At 32.3% G+C, this 16,489-nt stretch carries 14 protein-coding genes, 3 tRNA genes and 1 pseudogene; 6 read left to right on the forward strand and 12 right to left on the reverse strand.

What is annotated here, in order from left to right; all coding sequences use genetic code 11:
• Nucleotides 1-366 precede the first annotated feature (366 nt).
• The 9 genes and pseudogenes from CDO51_RS11865 to CDO51_RS11900 form a co-directional block, all read right to left on the reverse strand.
• On the reverse strand, nt 367-579 hold the full coding sequence (locus tag CDO51_RS11865) for an alpha/beta-type small acid-soluble spore protein (RefSeq protein ID WP_089024452.1): 213 nt from the start codon (nt 577-579) through the stop codon (nt 367-369).
• 181 nt (nt 580-760) lie between these two features.
• Complete coding sequence (locus CDO51_RS11870; protein WP_089024453.1) at nt 761-955, reverse strand: hypothetical protein; 195 nt, start codon at nt 953-955, stop codon at nt 761-763.
• Between the two features lie 250 nt (nt 956-1,205).
• A complete protein-coding gene (locus CDO51_RS11875; RefSeq protein WP_089024454.1) occupies nt 1,206-1,532 on the reverse strand; it encodes a phage holin family protein in 327 nt (108 codons plus the stop codon).
• Nucleotides 1,533-1,759: 227 nt separating this feature from the next.
• A tRNA-Val gene (locus CDO51_RS11880) sits at nt 1,760-1,834 on the reverse strand.
• Between the two features lie 69 nt (nt 1,835-1,903).
• Complete coding sequence (addA, locus tag CDO51_RS11885; protein WP_089024455.1) at nt 1,904-5,542, reverse strand: helicase-exonuclease AddAB subunit AddA; 3,639 nt, start codon at nt 5,540-5,542, stop codon at nt 1,904-1,906.
• Nucleotides 5,543-9,022 (reverse strand): helicase-exonuclease AddAB subunit AddB, encoded by a 3,480-nt coding sequence (gene addB / locus CDO51_RS11890; protein WP_089024456.1) that lies wholly within the window; start codon nt 9,020-9,022, stop codon nt 5,543-5,545.
• 332 nt (nt 9,023-9,354) lie between these two features.
• Complete coding sequence (locus CDO51_RS11895; RefSeq protein WP_089024457.1) at nt 9,355-9,624, reverse strand: stalk domain-containing protein; 270 nt, start codon at nt 9,622-9,624, stop codon at nt 9,355-9,357.
• A pseudogene (locus CDO51_RS15560) lies at nt 9,621-9,734 on the reverse strand (hypothetical protein); the annotation flags it as partial. The gene CDO51_RS11895 and the pseudogene CDO51_RS15560, both read right to left, overlap by 4 nt.
• A gap of 328 nt (nt 9,735-10,062) precedes the next feature.
• Nucleotides 10,063-11,268 (reverse strand): MFS transporter, encoded by a 1,206-nt coding sequence (locus CDO51_RS11900; RefSeq protein WP_089024458.1) that lies wholly within the window; start codon nt 11,266-11,268, stop codon nt 10,063-10,065.
• A gap of 204 nt (nt 11,269-11,472) precedes the next feature.
• Between CDO51_RS11900 and CDO51_RS11905 the strand changes: the two genes are divergently transcribed.
• Together CDO51_RS11905 and CDO51_RS11910 are read left to right on the forward strand one after the other, a co-directional pair.
• Nucleotides 11,473-11,564: transfer RNA gene (locus CDO51_RS11905), tRNA-Leu, on the forward strand.
• Between the two features lie 178 nt (nt 11,565-11,742).
• Nucleotides 11,743-11,834, forward strand: a tRNA-Leu gene (locus tag CDO51_RS11910).
• 81 nt (nt 11,835-11,915) lie between these two features.
• Here the strand turns inward: CDO51_RS11910 and CDO51_RS11915 are convergent.
• The gene (locus tag CDO51_RS11915; protein WP_205842256.1) at nt 11,916-12,278 is read right to left on the reverse strand and encodes a LysM peptidoglycan-binding domain-containing protein; all 363 of its coding nucleotides are present in this window, start codon (nt 12,276-12,278) and stop codon (nt 11,916-11,918) included.
• A 169-nt stretch (nt 12,279-12,447) separates the two neighbouring features.
• Here CDO51_RS11915 and CDO51_RS11920 point away from each other — a divergent pair, with 169 nt between their 5' ends.
• On the forward strand, nt 12,448-13,596 hold the full coding sequence (locus CDO51_RS11920; protein WP_089024459.1) for an MFS transporter: 1,149 nt from the start codon (nt 12,448-12,450) through the stop codon (nt 13,594-13,596).
• 27 nt (nt 13,597-13,623) lie between these two features.
• Nucleotides 13,624-14,907, forward strand: coding sequence for a VanW family protein (locus CDO51_RS11925; RefSeq protein ID WP_089024460.1), 1,284 nt, complete (start codon nt 13,624-13,626; stop codon nt 14,905-14,907).
• A gap of 83 nt (nt 14,908-14,990) precedes the next feature.
• Here the strand turns inward: CDO51_RS11925 and CDO51_RS11930 are convergent, their stop codons facing one another.
• Complete coding sequence (locus CDO51_RS11930; RefSeq protein ID WP_089024461.1) at nt 14,991-15,197, reverse strand: Rieske 2Fe-2S domain-containing protein; 207 nt, start codon at nt 15,195-15,197, stop codon at nt 14,991-14,993.
• Between the two features lie 382 nt (nt 15,198-15,579).
• Entirely contained in the window at nt 15,580-16,116 is a 537-nt protein-coding gene (locus tag CDO51_RS11935) for an FAD-dependent oxidoreductase (protein WP_089024462.1), read from the reverse strand.
• Between the two features lie 12 nt (nt 16,117-16,128).
• Here CDO51_RS11935 and tnpA point away from each other — a divergent pair, with 12 nt between their 5' ends.
• Both tnpA and tnpB read left to right on the forward strand, forming a co-directional pair.
• The gene (gene tnpA / locus CDO51_RS15565) at nt 16,129-16,308 is read left to right on the forward strand and encodes an IS66 family insertion sequence element accessory protein TnpA (protein WP_420811496.1); all 180 of its coding nucleotides are present in this window, start codon (nt 16,129-16,131) and stop codon (nt 16,306-16,308) included.
• Nucleotides 16,254-16,421: an IS66 family insertion sequence element accessory protein TnpB gene (gene tnpB, locus CDO51_RS15570; RefSeq protein ID WP_089024463.1), complete on the forward strand. Its 168-nt coding sequence runs from the start codon at nt 16,254-16,256 to the stop codon at nt 16,419-16,421. Before tnpA ends, tnpB begins: the two co-directional genes overlap by 55 nt.
• The last annotated feature ends 68 nt before the right edge of the window (nt 16,422-16,489 follow it).

The raw sequence follows: 16,489 nt of genomic DNA on the forward strand, positions 1-16,489 counted from the left end.
TCGCTGTGGGTTGTTGGTTAAACCCTCTTGTCGGCACCCCCGTAAGACCTCCCCTGTTAAGAACGGTACCTTTCCTCTCATACATCTGCCACATTTACACCGTGGGGTTCGGGTGGTATTGGACTTTTGTTGATATGCACACTCATCCACCCCACGTATGCCTTGTATGTGGTTTCTATTCGTCAGACCGAGAGTTTACATTAGGCTTCCTTCAGACTCCACCTCGCGATGGACGCCCTTGCCATCTGCTAACAGTTCCTACCACCAATCCTGTAGCGGACTTTCACCGCCTAGCTACCGCCCATGCAGGGCAAACAATTAAGGGGCTACCTTAAAGATAGCCCCTTATCATCTAAGTAATTGCAATTATTGATTAGTCAATTGTCTTTCATAAGCTTCTACCATTTTTCTAACCATATTTCCTCCAACTGCTCCACAATCTCTAGAAGTTAGATTGCCCCAGTAATCACTTTGAGGTGGTTGGATACCTAGTTCATTAGCTACTTCATATTTAAATTGGTAAAGACCTTTTTCAGCACCTTCTACCAAAGCTTTATTTCTCTTTTGTCCTTGGCCCATTTTAATTCCCTCCTTAATAGATTTGTTATCTTTATTTTTTGTTTAAATCGTCTAAAAATACAAGTTAAATATTACGTAAAAAGGTGTTATTTTTTCATTTTAGAAGTTTTTTGAAATAAAATTAAGGTCTAAATCCTCTTCGAGGACCTAGACCTTAGTTTAAAACTCATTATAAGAAAACTCATGCACTTTCAAAATTAGTGATATTTTTTACGTGTAGTGATTTAAAAATCCAAAAACCATTTAAAGTGATAATAACTTCTTTATTAGGATCAAAAGGCTTAATATCATTATCAAAATATACATTATAATCTGAGACTTGTTTTTTAATAAATTGATCAACTTGTGGTTTTTCTGTTTGTACCACCGGTACCATTTTGTACCCTGTTCAACAACTACCAACTTTATTCAATCTAATTGTGATATTTTTAATGTCATTTTTTTCAAGAAAACTTTTAGCTTTCTCTTCAATAGTTACTTTAAGATCAATAATAAACCTCTCCCTCTGTTTAACTTTACTCTATAAGTTTATGTTAAAGATATTTGCTAATTATGTCAAGGTAACTAGATTTAGGTGTATACTAACTAAAGACCCAGTACAAAATTAGGACCTTTTATTAGAAAAGTTAACGTAGTTTAGTTGGAACAAATATATCTACAATTCCAATTGCAAAGGCAGCTAACATAGCCCCTAAAATACCTACTGACATATCTGTCACTATAAATTGAGCCATATAAATCACTATCGCCGCTACAATAAATGATACTACTCCTCTTCCATTAGGTGATGCATTTTCACCAATCAAATATTCTGCACCTTGACTTAAGAGAGCTATAACCACAGCTGCTAAAAGTGCACTACCAAATCCCACCACTGCAAAGCCAGGTAAAATAAAACTTAAAACCATTAATACTAAAGCTGAAATAATAAAACGAACAACTAATCGTAACAAATAATTCCTCCCATATAAAATTTATTTAATACTTTGATATAGTATTAACGTGTTAATTTAATTTTATGTATAATCATTTGTATTGATCTTCTGTCTTATAAAATTAGAACTACAGGAAAAATTATTATTAAATGCATTAATCCTCTTTTCTATTCACTTGAATTTTAAAAGAATTACTTCTAATAAACATAAAAAAAAGCGAGGTTAAAAAAACCCCGCGGTCATAATGGTGGGTCTGGTAGGGATCGAACCTACGTCCTCTTCCGCGTCAAGGAAGCGCTCTCCCACTGAGCTACAGACCCATATTTACTATCACTTTATCTAAGTGACAGTAAATAATATAGCATATATAGAAAAATTTATCAAGAGTTTTAATAAGAGATTTCAATCCAATTAGAACTAGGTACATGATATAAAAAACTATTTCCGCTATGATCTCCGTAGATTTCATTAATAGCACGTCTATATACTTCAATTTGTGTACGATATCTCTCAGCTAGTTTATTTAATTCTTTAGAGATATTCTTACTATATAATTTATCTGTTTTAAAATCTATCAGATAATAAGATCCATTGTCCCAAAATAAAAAGTCAATAACACCTTGAACAACAACTATTTCATTACACTCTTCAAGTTGAGTATAAACTTGATCTGCAGGTATTCCTATTGTAAATGGCATTTCTCTAACTAAATTGTCAGGTTTATTAAGTATTTTTTCACCTAAATTAGACTCGAAGAATTTAGTAATAGATTCTTCTGATATCGACTCGCGTTCCTTAATTGAAAGTATTTCTTTATTCACTAAATGATCTAAATAGCTAGATATAAACTCTATAGATGTTATATCCTCATCTAATGGAAGGTGCTGAAATGCTAAGTGAACACTAGTACCTTTTTCTGCTCCAGTTAAGCCATGTTCTTCTTTCATGAAATTTGGTTGGTTTGCTGCTTTTTTAGTAATTGAAGTAGCAGCAGTCTCAGACATCGTTTCCTTAGACAAAGTATTTCTTTTTGCAATTTCTGTTACAGACATTTTCCCTGGTAATTGCGTTACTTCTTTGTATGGATAGCTAAAATTCAATCTGTTTTTTAATTCTTTATTACTTAGAGATGTAGTTACCTGATAATCTTCTGTATTATCAATAGGCTCTTTTTCTAGACAGAAGTTAAGATGTGATTTCCATTGCCTTTTGTTTTCTGTTGATTGATTTATAATTGGTATTTCATCCCATATTTGATAGTCAAGTTCTGATTCATCATGTAAGTTAGGTAAAATCCAATCTAAGTAACATTTTGCTGAACTCGGATCTTTCCTAACAGCTAATTTATCTCTCACGTTTTTTTCTGAACCAACTAAATAAAGTTTCTCTTCAGCTCTAGTCATTGCAACATATAGAACGCGCATTTCTTCAGCTAGTGTTTCTGATTGTAAACAACCACTGATAGCATGGTGAGCTACTGTAGGAAATTTAATGCGCTTATTTAGATCAACCAATTTAGGCCCTAATCCATAGTCTTTATGAAGTAATAAATCACCATACTGATCTAAAAAGTTAAAGTCTTTTCCAAGTCCCATTATGAAGACTAGTGGAAATTCTAAACCTTTACTTTTATGAATACTCATAAATCTTACGACATTCTCATTTTCACTAACAGCTTTAGCTTTACCTAAATCAAAATCTTGTTCAATTAATTTCTCAATAAAGTTTAAAAATTTCACAAGACCTGACTGTGTAAAACTATCAAATTGTAAGGCTCTATCATAAAAGCTCCATAAGTTAGCTTGTCTTTCTCTTCCAGAGGAAAATCCGGCCACATAATCTAAATAGCCAGTTGTTTGATAAATGTCCCAAATTAATTCAGAAAGTGCTTTTTCACGAGAAACAGTGCGCCATCTTTCAAGGTTATCTAAAAAATTAGCTAGTTTTTCTTTAAGATCATCAGAAATAAATTGTTGATCATTTTCTTCACATTTAATTTTACCTGATGCCTTAAGGAGAGCATCATAATAGTCACCGTATTTATTAGTTAACCTAATAGACATCAATTCATCACCAGTTAAACCTATAAGTGGAGAACGAAGTACCCCAGCAAGTGGTATTTCTTGTCTAGGATTATCTATTATTTTTAAAAGTGACAACATTACTTGGATTTCTTGTGTTGCAAAGTAACCTGTATCTAGTTCAGCATATAAAGGAATTTCTAGTTTTTGAAAAATAGATGCCACTTGCTCAGCTTGTTCTTTAGTCTTTCTAGATAAAATTACACAATCTTGATATTGTATTGGTCTATAATCTCTTAATTTTTTATCAAATACTTGATAACCTTCTTCCATTAATTCTATGATCTTACTAGCTATAAGATAAGCTTCTCGTTCAGAATCCTGCTCATCATACTCTTCATCTGTATTTTTTTCTAATAAATGAACTTCTGTATTATCAGTAATAATTTTTTTATCACTAAACTCTTCTCGTTTAGGGCCCGAAGCTTTTAATTTTACCGTATCATCATAGGTTAGACCAGATAGTTTTTTCTCCATAATGTTTTCAAATAAATAATTAACTCCACGAATAACATTACTCGCTGATCTAAAATTATCCTGTAATTCAATAACTATACCTTCGTCATTATCGTTTAGATAATTATTGTATTTACTTAAAAATAATCCAGGTTCAGCCATTCGAAAGCGATAGATACTCTGCTTAACATCACCTACCATAAATAGATCAGGATGATCAGGTTCTTTCCCTGTTAGTTCTTCTATAATAGCATTTTGTACCTCATTAATGTCTTGATATTCGTCAACCATTACTTGAGTGTACTGTTCTCGTAACTCTTCAGCAACTTTAGGATACTCTGTCAACAATTCATACGTATAGCTCTCTAAGTCCGAAAAGTCCATAATCCCTAAATTCTTTTTGGCGTGTTTAAAACGTTCATCTAATTGCTTTACCATATCAACTAGTTCACAAACTAACGGCCCTACAGCTTTTAAATCTTCTAATAGCTCTTTTTGATTTCTTGCAAAATAACGTTTTTTCAGTTCTTCAAGTTCTGACTTTGCACTATCTCGTAAAACATCTTTAACTTCTTTTTTGAGATTTTCATCAACTGCATCCTGTTTAGTAATACGTGGAAGTTTAGTAAATGTAAAACTAGCAAACTTTTCTGTCAACAGATCCCAATTAAAGTCACTACTTACAAGATGTTTAAATTCTTTGATCTTTTTTAATTCATCCTCGAGTTGTTCTGCATATTTATATGGCCCTGCAGGCTCGTCACATAATTTTAGTGCACTTTCTATGTTTTTAATCGCTCTTGTTAAAGAGTTCTCTATTTCATCTTTAATAGCTATAAAAAAAGTAGTATCTTTTAGAGCCATATCGTCTTCAATTTGAAAGTGTTTTTTAACTTGTTCTAACCACTTATATGGCTGTGGGTAGCTTCTAGAAAAATTGTGAAGAGTAAGGACCATTTTCTTTAGATGTTCATCACCCTTATCACCACCATAAGAATCAACTAATTGATAAAACAATGTTTCACCTTTTGCATATTTATCCTCTAGAAATTCTTCCATCACTTGATGCCTTAAAAGTTTTACATCATAATCATTCCCTACAGCAAACCCTGGGTCTATATCTAGATAATAAAAGTAATGTTTTAATGTTTCTAAGCAAAAGGAATGCAAAGTAGAGATAGAAGCTTTGTTCAACAGATACAATTGTTTTTTTAGATGTTTATTATCTGGATCTTTCTCTAAAGATTTTTTTAACTCACGTCCTATTCTTTCTCTCATTTCATTAGCTGCTTTTTCCGTAAAAGTTACTACTAGTAAGCTATCTACAGATAACGGGTCTTCTGACATTTTCAAACGAGCTATAATGCGCTCTACTAATACAGCTGTTTTACCCGCTCCCGCTCCTGCAGAAACTAACATATGGTGATGGTTGTCCGTAATAACACTTGCCTGTTTTTCAGTCCAACCAGCTTTTTTATATAGTTCCTTCAACTATTTACTCCTCCCTTCAGAGCTCTTGACATCCTCTATTATTTGAGACAGATAATCTTTTGCTTTAGGTAAATGCCAAAATTCATGTTCTTCAAAGTTTAGATCAAATTGACATACTGAAAGATAATCACAAAAAGTACAAGCTTTGAAGTTTTTATCTTTAAAGGGATATGGCGTTATTTCCCCAGAAATAATTTTTTGACCTAACTCTGTAAGTTTGGTTTCTATAAATTTCATCACTTCTTCAAATTGGGTCTGGTCGAGTACTTTACTATATTTATAAAAGCCATTATCTTTTTTTAGTTTATAAGGAAGTAACTCTTGTGAATCTTCATCTTCTTTTGTCATTGAATCTAACAACTCTACATCGTCTAATAGATAACCTTTCATACTTAATGTAGACTTTATCTGATTATCTGCTTTTTGTTTAGAAATCGGAGCTTCTGTAGGAATAATCGGATTTTCTACTCCAAAATAAAGCATACCAGCTGGGTATACCTCTTCATTGAATAGTTCCTTACTTTGTTTTAAGGTAACTAATAGATATGTCGCTAATTGTAAATCTAGTCCAAAATAGAGTTGTTTTAGATCTAACCCCCTAGAAGACCCTTTATAATCTATGACACGCACATAGGTTTCATCACCTTTTTGTCCTTTATCTACACGATCTATTCTACCTCTAAGCTTTAGTGAATGATCACATGACAGAGGAATTTCTAAAGGTGATAATTCTTCACCCTCACCAAAACCAATCTCACATCCTGATGGATAGAATCCATCATTATTTGAATGTAAAGCTAAAATCTCAACTGCTTTATTTAACAGATCTTCTAACTTGTTTCTAAAATAGCGGTACCTTTCAGAAGTAAGAAGTATCTTATTCTTTAATCTTTCAGATAAAATATTTACTATTTCTTTATTTATCTCTTCCCGAGTTTCTTTATCTACTTCACACCAAGATAGGTTTTTTTCACATAACTTGTCCCAAAACAATTTTAAACCTGCATGATAAAATAACCCTAAACTAGCAGCTTCTAACTTAAACTGTTCTCGTTTTTTAAGCTTTAATTTTTGGTCAGCAAAATATTTAAATGGACACTGACTGTAGTTTTCAAGCCCGGAAACTGAACCAGTTATATTTTCAGGGTAAATTATCTTCCTAATTTCACTTGAAAGTGGTGAAAGTTGATTTGTATAATCTAAACCTTTAATCTCATAGGCTGAAATAACGCTATCTGTAAATTCCTGACATAAGAATTCAAAAGCTTTATACTTATCTTGTTCTAACTTTTGAGGCCCTCCCACTTTATTCATAGTTTTAATTAAATGTGATATAGCTTTTTCAGGATTTACTAAATATTTATCTAAAGGTTCTTCATTATCAGGACAATCATTTTGAAACTCAACCTCTAGTTTTGGAAATATGTTTTTTATATCAGTTATCACTGTAGATGGCATCATAGCTTTTCCTTCAGAATCTGCTGATGAATAACTAATAAAGAGCTTATCTGACGGACAAGTAATGATATTGTAAATTAAGAACTGTTCTTCAAAAAGCTTTTGGTCAGTAGGTGGTGCAAGTTCAACTTGATAATCCTTTAACACTCTTCTTTCACCATCATCAATTAAGCCAGTGTCATCAAATTTCGAAGGAAATACCCCTTCAGATGTACCTACCAAGAGTAATACTTTAATATCATGGGGGCGTGTTCTTTCTGCTGTTCCTACAAGCACTTGATCCATTGTAGCAGGTATTAGCCCAAGTTTTACACTAGAAAGCCCTGACTCTAAAATCTGTAAGTACTCATTTAGATATACTTGTTTATCACCCATAAATGCTACTAATTGATCAAATAGGTCAATCAAAGCATCCCAAATTTGACTATGCATTTGCATCTCAGTAAAGTCTTGTCTTTTTTCAGCTTCTAGTGCCCAGCTCTCTAATTGTGTCGCAACTCCTAATCCATCAATAAGTTTCCATATCTCTGTAGAGATCTCTTTTACTGTCATTTTTCCATTACGGTCTCGCAGTTTTCTAAAGTATTCAGAAAAATTATCAGTTATTTTGTATCTAGTTTTATTAATACTATTCAAGTATTTTTGATAGCCTTTTCCGATATTTTGACTTTCTAAATCAAAGTCTAAATAATAATCCCAATCTTCATCTTTGAGCCATTCTTTACCTTTAATACCATGGGCTAGAACATAGTTTTCTAATTTAAAAATTTCGTCATAATTGACAGGTAAAATGTTTGTTTTAAGCATCCTAAAAACAGGTTCGTAGGACCAGTTAGTGATAATTGTTTCTAAGCTTGATCTAATAAATTCAACTAATGGATGATGATGTATAGATTCTTTACGATCAATAAAAAAAGGTATGTTGTAATCACTGAATATAGCCTTGATAACTGGTTCATAACTTTCTAAGTCACGAGTTATCACTGCTACATCTCGATATCTTATTTCTTCCTTTCTAACATATAACTCAATTTCTCTTGCTATTTTATCAATCTCATTACGTAAGTTAGTTGCTTCAACAACAGTTATGTCATCAGGTTTTTCATTATAAGGTTCTGGCCTTGGCTTTCCCCACTCTTGTTCTAAGTGATTAATAAACAAACTTTTTTCAAAGCGTGGGCTAACCTGTGTTTTACTATTAAAAAATTCAATAGAATCTAATACTTCTAGTGAATTTTCTATTGCTATTTCTTTTACTTGATTATATGTTTCTAAAGTTGGGAAAAACAAATTCAATTCATCTCTAGCCTTTAAAGTAAAATTTGGATCAAGAGTAAGAGCAAAGTCTACATGTTGTACTTTTTTAAGTAAACCAGATAAAATTTTTAATTCTTGAGGTGTTAAGCCAACAAACCCATCAATATAACAAGTGCTTTTTTGTAAAAAGTTTGTTGTATCAACTTTTTCACCTGCTCGTGTCAATTGATCTTCTTGATGTTGATACTCATAGTTTTCTAAATACCTATCATAGTCTCTATAGATCATCTCAATCTCATCTAATTTTTGTTGTAGATGGGGTATCGAGACCCTTTCTTTAACTTCAGAAAATTTATCAGGTGTAATTTGATACATTTTAGCTTCAGAAATTAGACGTGCTAATTTTTCTGAAAAACCAGATTTAGTTGCTACCTGTCCTAAAACTTGAAATTCATCTTTTCTATCTAAAAGCAAACTTTTTAAAATCATTTCTTTTCCAGTATCAGTTAGCTGACTATTAGAAATTCCACCTTGTTCTTCTAAAATTCTTCTTGAAAGTCTTTGAAAACTCAAAATATGAAGACGAGAAAAACCGGAAATCTCACTTCTCAAAATAGCTTGTTCCATTTGAAAGGTTGCTTGTTCTGGTACAATTAGTAAAATAGGTGGACCACTAGGCTGTTCTTTTAGATCTTGTATTATTTTATCTATAATATATCTTGTCTTACCACTCCCTGACCTTCCTAATAAAAATCTCAGAGTCATTTATTGACTCCTCCTTTCCCAAATCTATATAAATCACACCGAGATTAACTCGGTGCATAAATATCTTATCTCAAAGTTATTCAATATCCTTTTTTGGTTCTATCCAATCAGTTTCAACTTTTTCGATATCACAAGTACCAACCTCATTATGGTCTAAAATTCTATGAAATTTATTTCTGTATCTCCTTCAGCGTAGACCATTACATTTCCTGATTCATTAGCCACCAGGTTAACAAAATATCTCATACCCCCCTTGTATCAGACATAACAACCCTCCTAGTTAATTTTTTGAATGTTTCTACCTACAAAGTAATATTCCTTTAATATTATTATCAGAACTCTGGTATGTCGGGTATTTCTGGTGTATCTAAATGATCTGTTTCTTTATTATTTTCATCTAATTCGCCTAGAGTATTTAGCTTTATATCAAAAAGTGATTGGTTCTCTGAACTTTCCTTTTCCGTAGATTTATGTTCATATCCATATTCAAGCAATTCATCTCTAGAAATAACATTTACAGTAGCAGACTCTTGATCATATTCTACAATACCTCCTAAAGCTTCACCTGTAAACCTTAGAGGGATATATGTTCTGTTGTTCAAATTTGTAACAGTGTATCTAGTTGCTTTTTTTCGCCATTTACTAACACCTCGTTTTTCCCGACTGGCATTGCTACTCTATAATCATCTGTAATTGCATAAGCAATTTTCTCTTCACCATCCCATTACATCTTTGCTCCTAGCTTTTCTAATATTGACGTGCTGGTAATAATATTCTCCATTTTAAATTATTGGGTCGTATTTAGAACTAACTGAAATACTATCAACTTTTATTTTCATATAATCAATAACATTAGCTTTTGCAGTACTAAATATAGATAATATTAATATAACAATCATAGTAAACTTTTTGTTAAGCTTTAATTATCACCTCAATTTAATATTAGATAAGCTTGTACACTGGTTAACACTAAAACCTGGGGAAGAATTCAAGTTATTAAAATTAACATAACTTACTTCGACATATATACTCCTCTCCCTTTAGCTTTCTTCTAAATAGTTTCTAACTACAAAAAGGTTAATTAAAACACCTAAAATTGCCAATAAACCTGCTGAACCAAACATAACTAGTCTTGAATAACCAACTAAATATCCAAAAAATGGTGGTCCGAAGGCCACACCAAAAAACCTAACACTACCGTAAAGAGATGTTACACCACCACGAGCTTTACCTGAGGCCATACTTGTAACAAGTGTGTTGACAGAGGTTAGTACAAGACCTGTACCAAGTCCTATAAAAAAGATACCAGAAAATAATGCGTATTCATTATCAAGAAGTGTAATTATAATAACAACTGAAAGAGTTATTACCAAAAGTCCAGAGACAACAAGCTTACTCATTACAGACTTATTTTGAATAAAATGGCCTGTTATGTAAGAAGTTAGCGCCATTACCACAACAGGGATTGCTATTACAGCACCCCTTGTCACACCTTCTAAATTATATCTCATTTCTAATATATCCGAAAGGTAAGATAAGGTTCCAAATAACGCATATAAAACTGTAAACCCAGCAAAATAAGTACCAATCAAAATAATTTTCTTTTGTTTAAAGACTTCAAAAATTCTAGTAAAATATCCTTGTTCTTCTTTACTCTGTTGGCCACTTTTTTTATCTGGTTCTTTTAAAATTAACCAAATCATTACAGCAACAGGTAAGGAAAAAGCTGTATAAACAAAAAAGATCGAATACCATAACCAAAGTACTATAATGGCACCTAAAATTGGGCTTACCACTTTCCCTGCACCATTTGCTGCTTCTAATACTCCCATGGCTTCACTTCTCTCTCCAGACTGAAATAAATCACCTGCTAATGCCATAGCAATCGGACCAGTTCCCCCAGCACCTATTCCTTTTATAACTCTCCCAAATAAAATCCAATGATAAGCAGTATCACTAAAAAATATTGGTGCTAGACCACAAATCAATCCTCCAATTGCATAAAGAATTAGGGATGGTACTAGCACAATTTTTCGACCATATCTATCAGATACAAAGCCTACTAAAGGAATAGTTATGCCTGCGGCTATCGAAAATGAAGTTACTATTAAACCTACCTGTAATTGTGTGATGCCTAACTGGCTTTGTAGCTCTGGAAAAGCCGGTATAATCAGCGAATTTCCAAGTACCATAATAAAAGGAACACCACTTAATGCAGCTAGATTAAGTTTAGTTGCTTTATCCATTGGTTTTCACTCCTACATGATTTATAATTTAGTACATTTATAGCATTGATATTATAAAAATATTTATACCTAAAGAAAGGTTAGAAAAGTAAAAAAGTATTTTATACATTAGGAATTATAATTTTTTAAAAATACCTCTTTACAATAATATATTCATCTGCTATACTAATTATTGTCCGATTGAGGGACACAATAACAAAACTTGCCGGGGTGGCGGAACTGGCAGACGCAAGGGACTTAAAATCCCTCGGACAATCAACTTGTCCGTACCGGTTCGATTCCGGTCCCCGGCACCAACTAAAACACATTTAAACAATGTGTTTTTTTAATACCCTAAATTTACATTGATTAAGTATTAGTTTTTATGTCTAATTAAATAATCCTAAAATAATTTATAAAAAAATTATTAAAAACCTCTTGATTTTATCTTAAAAAATGGTATAATAAATAACTGTGAGTGACAGAAAAAAATATGCCGGGGTGGCGGAACTGGCAGACGCAAGGGACTTAAAATCCCTCGGACAATCAACTTGTCCGTACCGGTTCGATTCCGGTCCCCGGCACCAACTAAAACACACTTAAATAGTGTGTTTTTTTTTGAAGAAAAAGGCTGTCCGAAAGTTTTTAACAACTTCGGACAGCCTTTTTTATTTTTCTTCTCTTTTAGGTACACAGAGAATATCTCCTGGCTCTATAGAACTGATACCTGGAATATGAGGATTTGCTTTAATTAAATAATCTAGGTCCACATTAAATTTTTGAGCAATTGAATAAGCTGTATCACCTCCCTTAACTGTATATCTTTTTTCAAAAGTAGGAGGGTTATCTTCAGGAATACGTGGCTTCGATCGTTTTTCAGGTACCCAAAGAATATCTTTAGGGCTTAATTTATTATCTGTCAGATGCGGGTTAGCTGCTAATAATTCTTCTTTAGTTATCATAAATTCTTTTGCTATTGAACAAAGTGTATCTCCAGGCCTTATTGTATATTTCTTAAAATTTACTGACAAAAAATACACCTCCTAATCTTCTGGGGTTATAAGATAGTTTATTATTAATAATTAGAAAAAGTGTTTAGTTTAATTAAAGCTTTGATATTAAGAAATATATAACCAATGATATTTTTTAGTTATCTCACATATATTTTAATAAGACTTTAATGATGGAGTGAAGTTATCTATGCATCTATATCAGGGATGGAAAGTTGTTCTTGCAGGAGCTGGTATAAACTTTCTAGTGGGTATTAATTATACGTGGAGTATTTACGCCACGGGTCTAGTAGAACAATTAGGATGGAACTATTCCCAAGCTTCTCTACCTTATTCCCTTTTTTTATTATGTTATGCTTTTTTAATGGTACCTACTGGTTGGGCCCAAGATCATGTTGGTTCTAGACCAATCATAAGTTTAGGTAGCATTTTTTCTGGTTTAGCTTTTATCTCTTTTATTTTCTTTTTAGATCAACCTTTGGTAGCTGCCATTTTATTAGGTGTTCTTTTAGGTATTGGATTAGCTTGCTGTTTTGCATCTACTACTCCTGCTGTAATTAAATGGTTTCCTCCTAATCAAAAGGGAAAGGTTACAGGCTTTGTTGTTACAAGTACCGGACTTGCAGCTTTAATAATGTCACCTTTTATACAACGATTAGTTAATTTCGGTATAACCGAAGCTTTTGTAATAAGTGGAATAATTCTTCTGATTGGTATTTTTGTTCTAGCACAATTAATTACTGAACCCCCTCTTAAAATAAAAGATCTGCGTAGAATACATAACAAAAATACTACAAAAATAGACCCACGTTTATTTAAGTTTTGGATCATGTTCTTTTTAACTACGGGTACTGGTGTAACAATTTCTTCACATTTAGTAAATATTATGCAAGTTCAAGCTAGCTCTGAGAAAGGCTATATTGCAGTTGCTTTATTTTCTTTAGGAAATGCAGCCGGAAGAATGATTGGAGGAATTCTTTCAGATAAAATTGGACGCATCAAGTCAATGCGAGGGGTATTCAGTATAATTGTAATAATGATCATTTTAGGACTAGGAGCTAGCACTTCAATTCAAATAATAGTAGTTTTTTCACTTTTAGCACTAGCTTTTGGTAGTTTATTTAGTATATTCCCATCAGCAATTGTTAAGCTTTTTGGTGAATCAAGTTTTGGTTTTAATTATGGGATTGTATTTACCGGTTTAGGCGCTGCTGGCATTTTTCCATATCTAGGTGGAACTTTATATGAAATACAAGGAAGCTACTTTTTCACTTATTTGTTGTTGCTTATCACTACAATAAGTGCACTTTTAATATCTTTGAAAGTAAGGTCTGATTAACTTATTAATAAAGGGTGAGCTATATCTATGTATAGAAAAATACTAGTTTTGATACTTATTCTACTATTATTATTTACTATAGATTTTTTGTATTTTGAGAATCGAATTTACCATGGTATAACAATTGAAAACATTAATATTGGTGGTAAAACTGTTTCCGAAGTTGAAAAAATTTTAGAAGAAATAACAGTTGATTTTATCGGGCCAGAAGGAAATACCCATTCCGTTTCTTTAGAAGATATAGGAATAAACTTAGATAAATCAAGTACAATCAAAAAAACATATGAAGTAGGTCGTACATCAATTTATCCCATTAATCTCTTACAAAGAATAAATATATTATTCTCAGGTCACAATATTAATTTTGTGTTTGGTTTTGATGAAGATACCCTCGAAAATAATCTTGAAAATTTAACAAAAAAAATGAGTAAAGAACCTAAAAATGCAAGATTTGAAACAGAAGGTAAGGATTTAAACATCATTTCATCAAAACCAGGGTATAATACAAATAAAGAAAAATTACGAGATACTATTAAAAATGAAATATTAAATGATGAGCTAAAGTTTAATGTTTTCCTTCCATATAGATTAGTAACACCGGAGGTTACAACCAAAGATTTAAAAAAGCAAGGAATTACTAACAATATATCATCCTTTTGTACTGAATTTGATGCAGAAAATAAAGACAGAAAACATAATATAGAGCTTGCATCAGATATGTTAGACCAGCTTACTATAAGTCCAAAAGAGTATTTTTCATTTAATGATTATATTGGTGATACTACCGAAGAAAAAGGATATAAAAAAGCTCCAATAATGATTGGAGGTCAATTAGACTATGGTGTTGGAGGAGGAATATGTCAAGTTTCTTCAACCTTATATAATGCATTTTTAAAAGCTGATATTGAAATAGTTGAACGAAACCGCCATCAAATGTTAGTAGATTATATTGAACCTGGTAGAGACGCAACTATCTCATACGGAAGTTTAGACTTAGTAGCCAAAAATGATAACGAACATCATATTCTTATAGGCAGTGAAGTCACTAATGGTAGATTATGTATGCATATCTTTGGTAAACCTATAGATAAAGACATTAAAATCAATACTAAAATATTAGAGACCTATCCTTTTCCTGTAGAATACCATATTGATAATGAACTTGTTGCTGGTGAAGAAAAAATAGTTCAAAGTGGTGTTAATGGACACTTAGTTAAAGTTGAAAAATTGGTTAATGGAACATCCAAAACTTTATCGATCGACCGATATGAACCTATGAAAGAAATTATCCATACAGGACCAGATGAATAATATAAAAACGGGACTAACCCAAAATTTAAATATTTTTGAGTTAGTCCCGTTCATTTATACATTTAGCCAATTATTTATATATTTTATGGATTGAAACGTATCGCATCTTTTGACCTTAGCGTTTTCAAAGCAGGTCCTTCAATTATTTCTCCTTTATAGTTAAACCTTGATCCGTGACACGGACAATCCCAGGATAATTCAGCAGTATTCCATACCAAATCACATCCCATATGGGTACATGTAATATTAATAGCGAATATTTCACCTTGTTCATCTTTATATACTCCCATTTTTTCCCCTTCATGTCTAACACCTTGACTTCTCCGGGCTTTACATTTATATCTTTTGGGATCGGTTTAAGCTTATCTCCGATTAAGTGTTTTGCTATCTCCACATTTGTACTAATGAACTCTTTTATCATAGGGTCACTTTCAAACCTAGCTGTATTATATAAATCTTCCCACGGATTCTCTCTATCAATGATTAAATCTTTTAACAGAACAGCAGAAACAGTACCATTAGTCATGCCCCATTTTCTAAAGCCAGTTGCCACAAAAATATTGATAGTCCTGAATTGACCATCTAAAAGGGATGTTAGTTACTTTATAATTTGTTTTAGCAAAATCAATTAAGTTTTGATAATGTTTATTAGTATTTGGACTCTGCCCTGTCTTATGGTGCTCTCCTGCTACGATAAGTAAGTTTATTATCTTTATATGGGGTATAACGTAAAGATCTTCCTGGATCTTCTGCCGTAATATACATTCCACCAGGGAATTCATCTTCATTCTCTACACCCAAAGCATAAGATCTTTCTGGATACATTCTAGAGAAGTAAAAGCCATTACTTCCATAAGCAGGAAAGTGTGATGCAATAATTAGATAATCGGCGATAACTTTACTTCCTTCTTCAGAAATAACTGTACATGGGTTACCTTCATGATAATCAACTGCTCTTGTCTGCTCAAATATATAACTTCCTTCTCCTGGTATATCTTCTGCTAGAGATAATATATACTTTCTTGGATGAAATTGTGCCTGATTTTCAAATACTTCAGCCGCTTTTACATCAAAGGGTAATGACAACTCTTCAGTATAAAACGCATCAATTCCTAAGCTAGAAGCAGCTTCTACCTCCTTTTCAATCTTTTGAACATATTTATCTGAATTTCTATTATAAAGGCCTGTTAATCCATCAGTAAAAGCCATGTTCTCGTACTTTTGACGTGTCTTTGTAAAAACAAATATGAAAGGCGAAGAGAAAGCTGGAAACAGCACATAGCCGAATTTAGATCTAGTGGCATGACAACTAGAGAATGGTGCAATACACACAATAAAAAGATAAAATCAAAATACTCTACTGGGACTCATCGGGCTTTTGGCTGTACTACCATAGATTAGAAGAAGGTAAATTCCAGTCGCCCGATGATACTACTACACAGACAGTAAGCATAAGTAAAAAAACACTGATTTCAAAGGTTTTTAGTACAAAAAGTCGAATTAAATTAGTATGACAAATCAAGAGAAAGCAATCCAACAATTACAAGATAGATGTACTGCATTAGAGCGAGAAAATGTCAGG

It is taken from the genome of Natranaerobius trueperi (assembly GCF_002216005.1).
Taxonomy (GTDB): Bacteria; Bacillota; Natranaerobiia; order Natranaerobiales; family Natranaerobiaceae; genus Natranaerobius_A; species Natranaerobius_A trueperi.

Coding starts and splice junctions, on each gene's coding strand:
- CDO51_RS11920 (WP_089024459.1), top strand. CDS start 12,448: ATGCATCTATATCAGGGATGGAAAGTTGTTCTTGCAGGAGCTGGTATA.
- CDO51_RS11935 (WP_089024462.1), bottom strand. CDS start 16,116: ATGGCTTTTACTGATGGATTAACAGGCCTTTATAATAGAAATTCAGAT.
- CDO51_RS11925 (WP_089024460.1), top strand. CDS start 13,624: ATGTATAGAAAAATACTAGTTTTGATACTTATTCTACTATTATTATTT.
- addB (WP_089024456.1), bottom strand. CDS start 9,022: ATGACTCTGAGATTTTTATTAGGAAGGTCAGGGAGTGGTAAGACAAGA.
- CDO51_RS11865 (WP_089024452.1), bottom strand. CDS start 579: ATGGGCCAAGGACAAAAGAGAAATAAAGCTTTGGTAGAAGGTGCTGAA.
- CDO51_RS11900 (WP_089024458.1), bottom strand. CDS start 11,268: ATGGATAAAGCAACTAAACTTAATCTAGCTGCATTAAGTGGTGTTCCT.
- CDO51_RS11870 (WP_089024453.1), bottom strand. CDS start 955: ATGGTACCGGTGGTACAAACAGAAAAACCACAAGTTGATCAATTTATT.
- CDO51_RS11930 (WP_089024461.1), bottom strand. CDS start 15,197: ATGGGAGTATATAAAGATGAACAAGGTGAAATATTCGCTATTAATATT.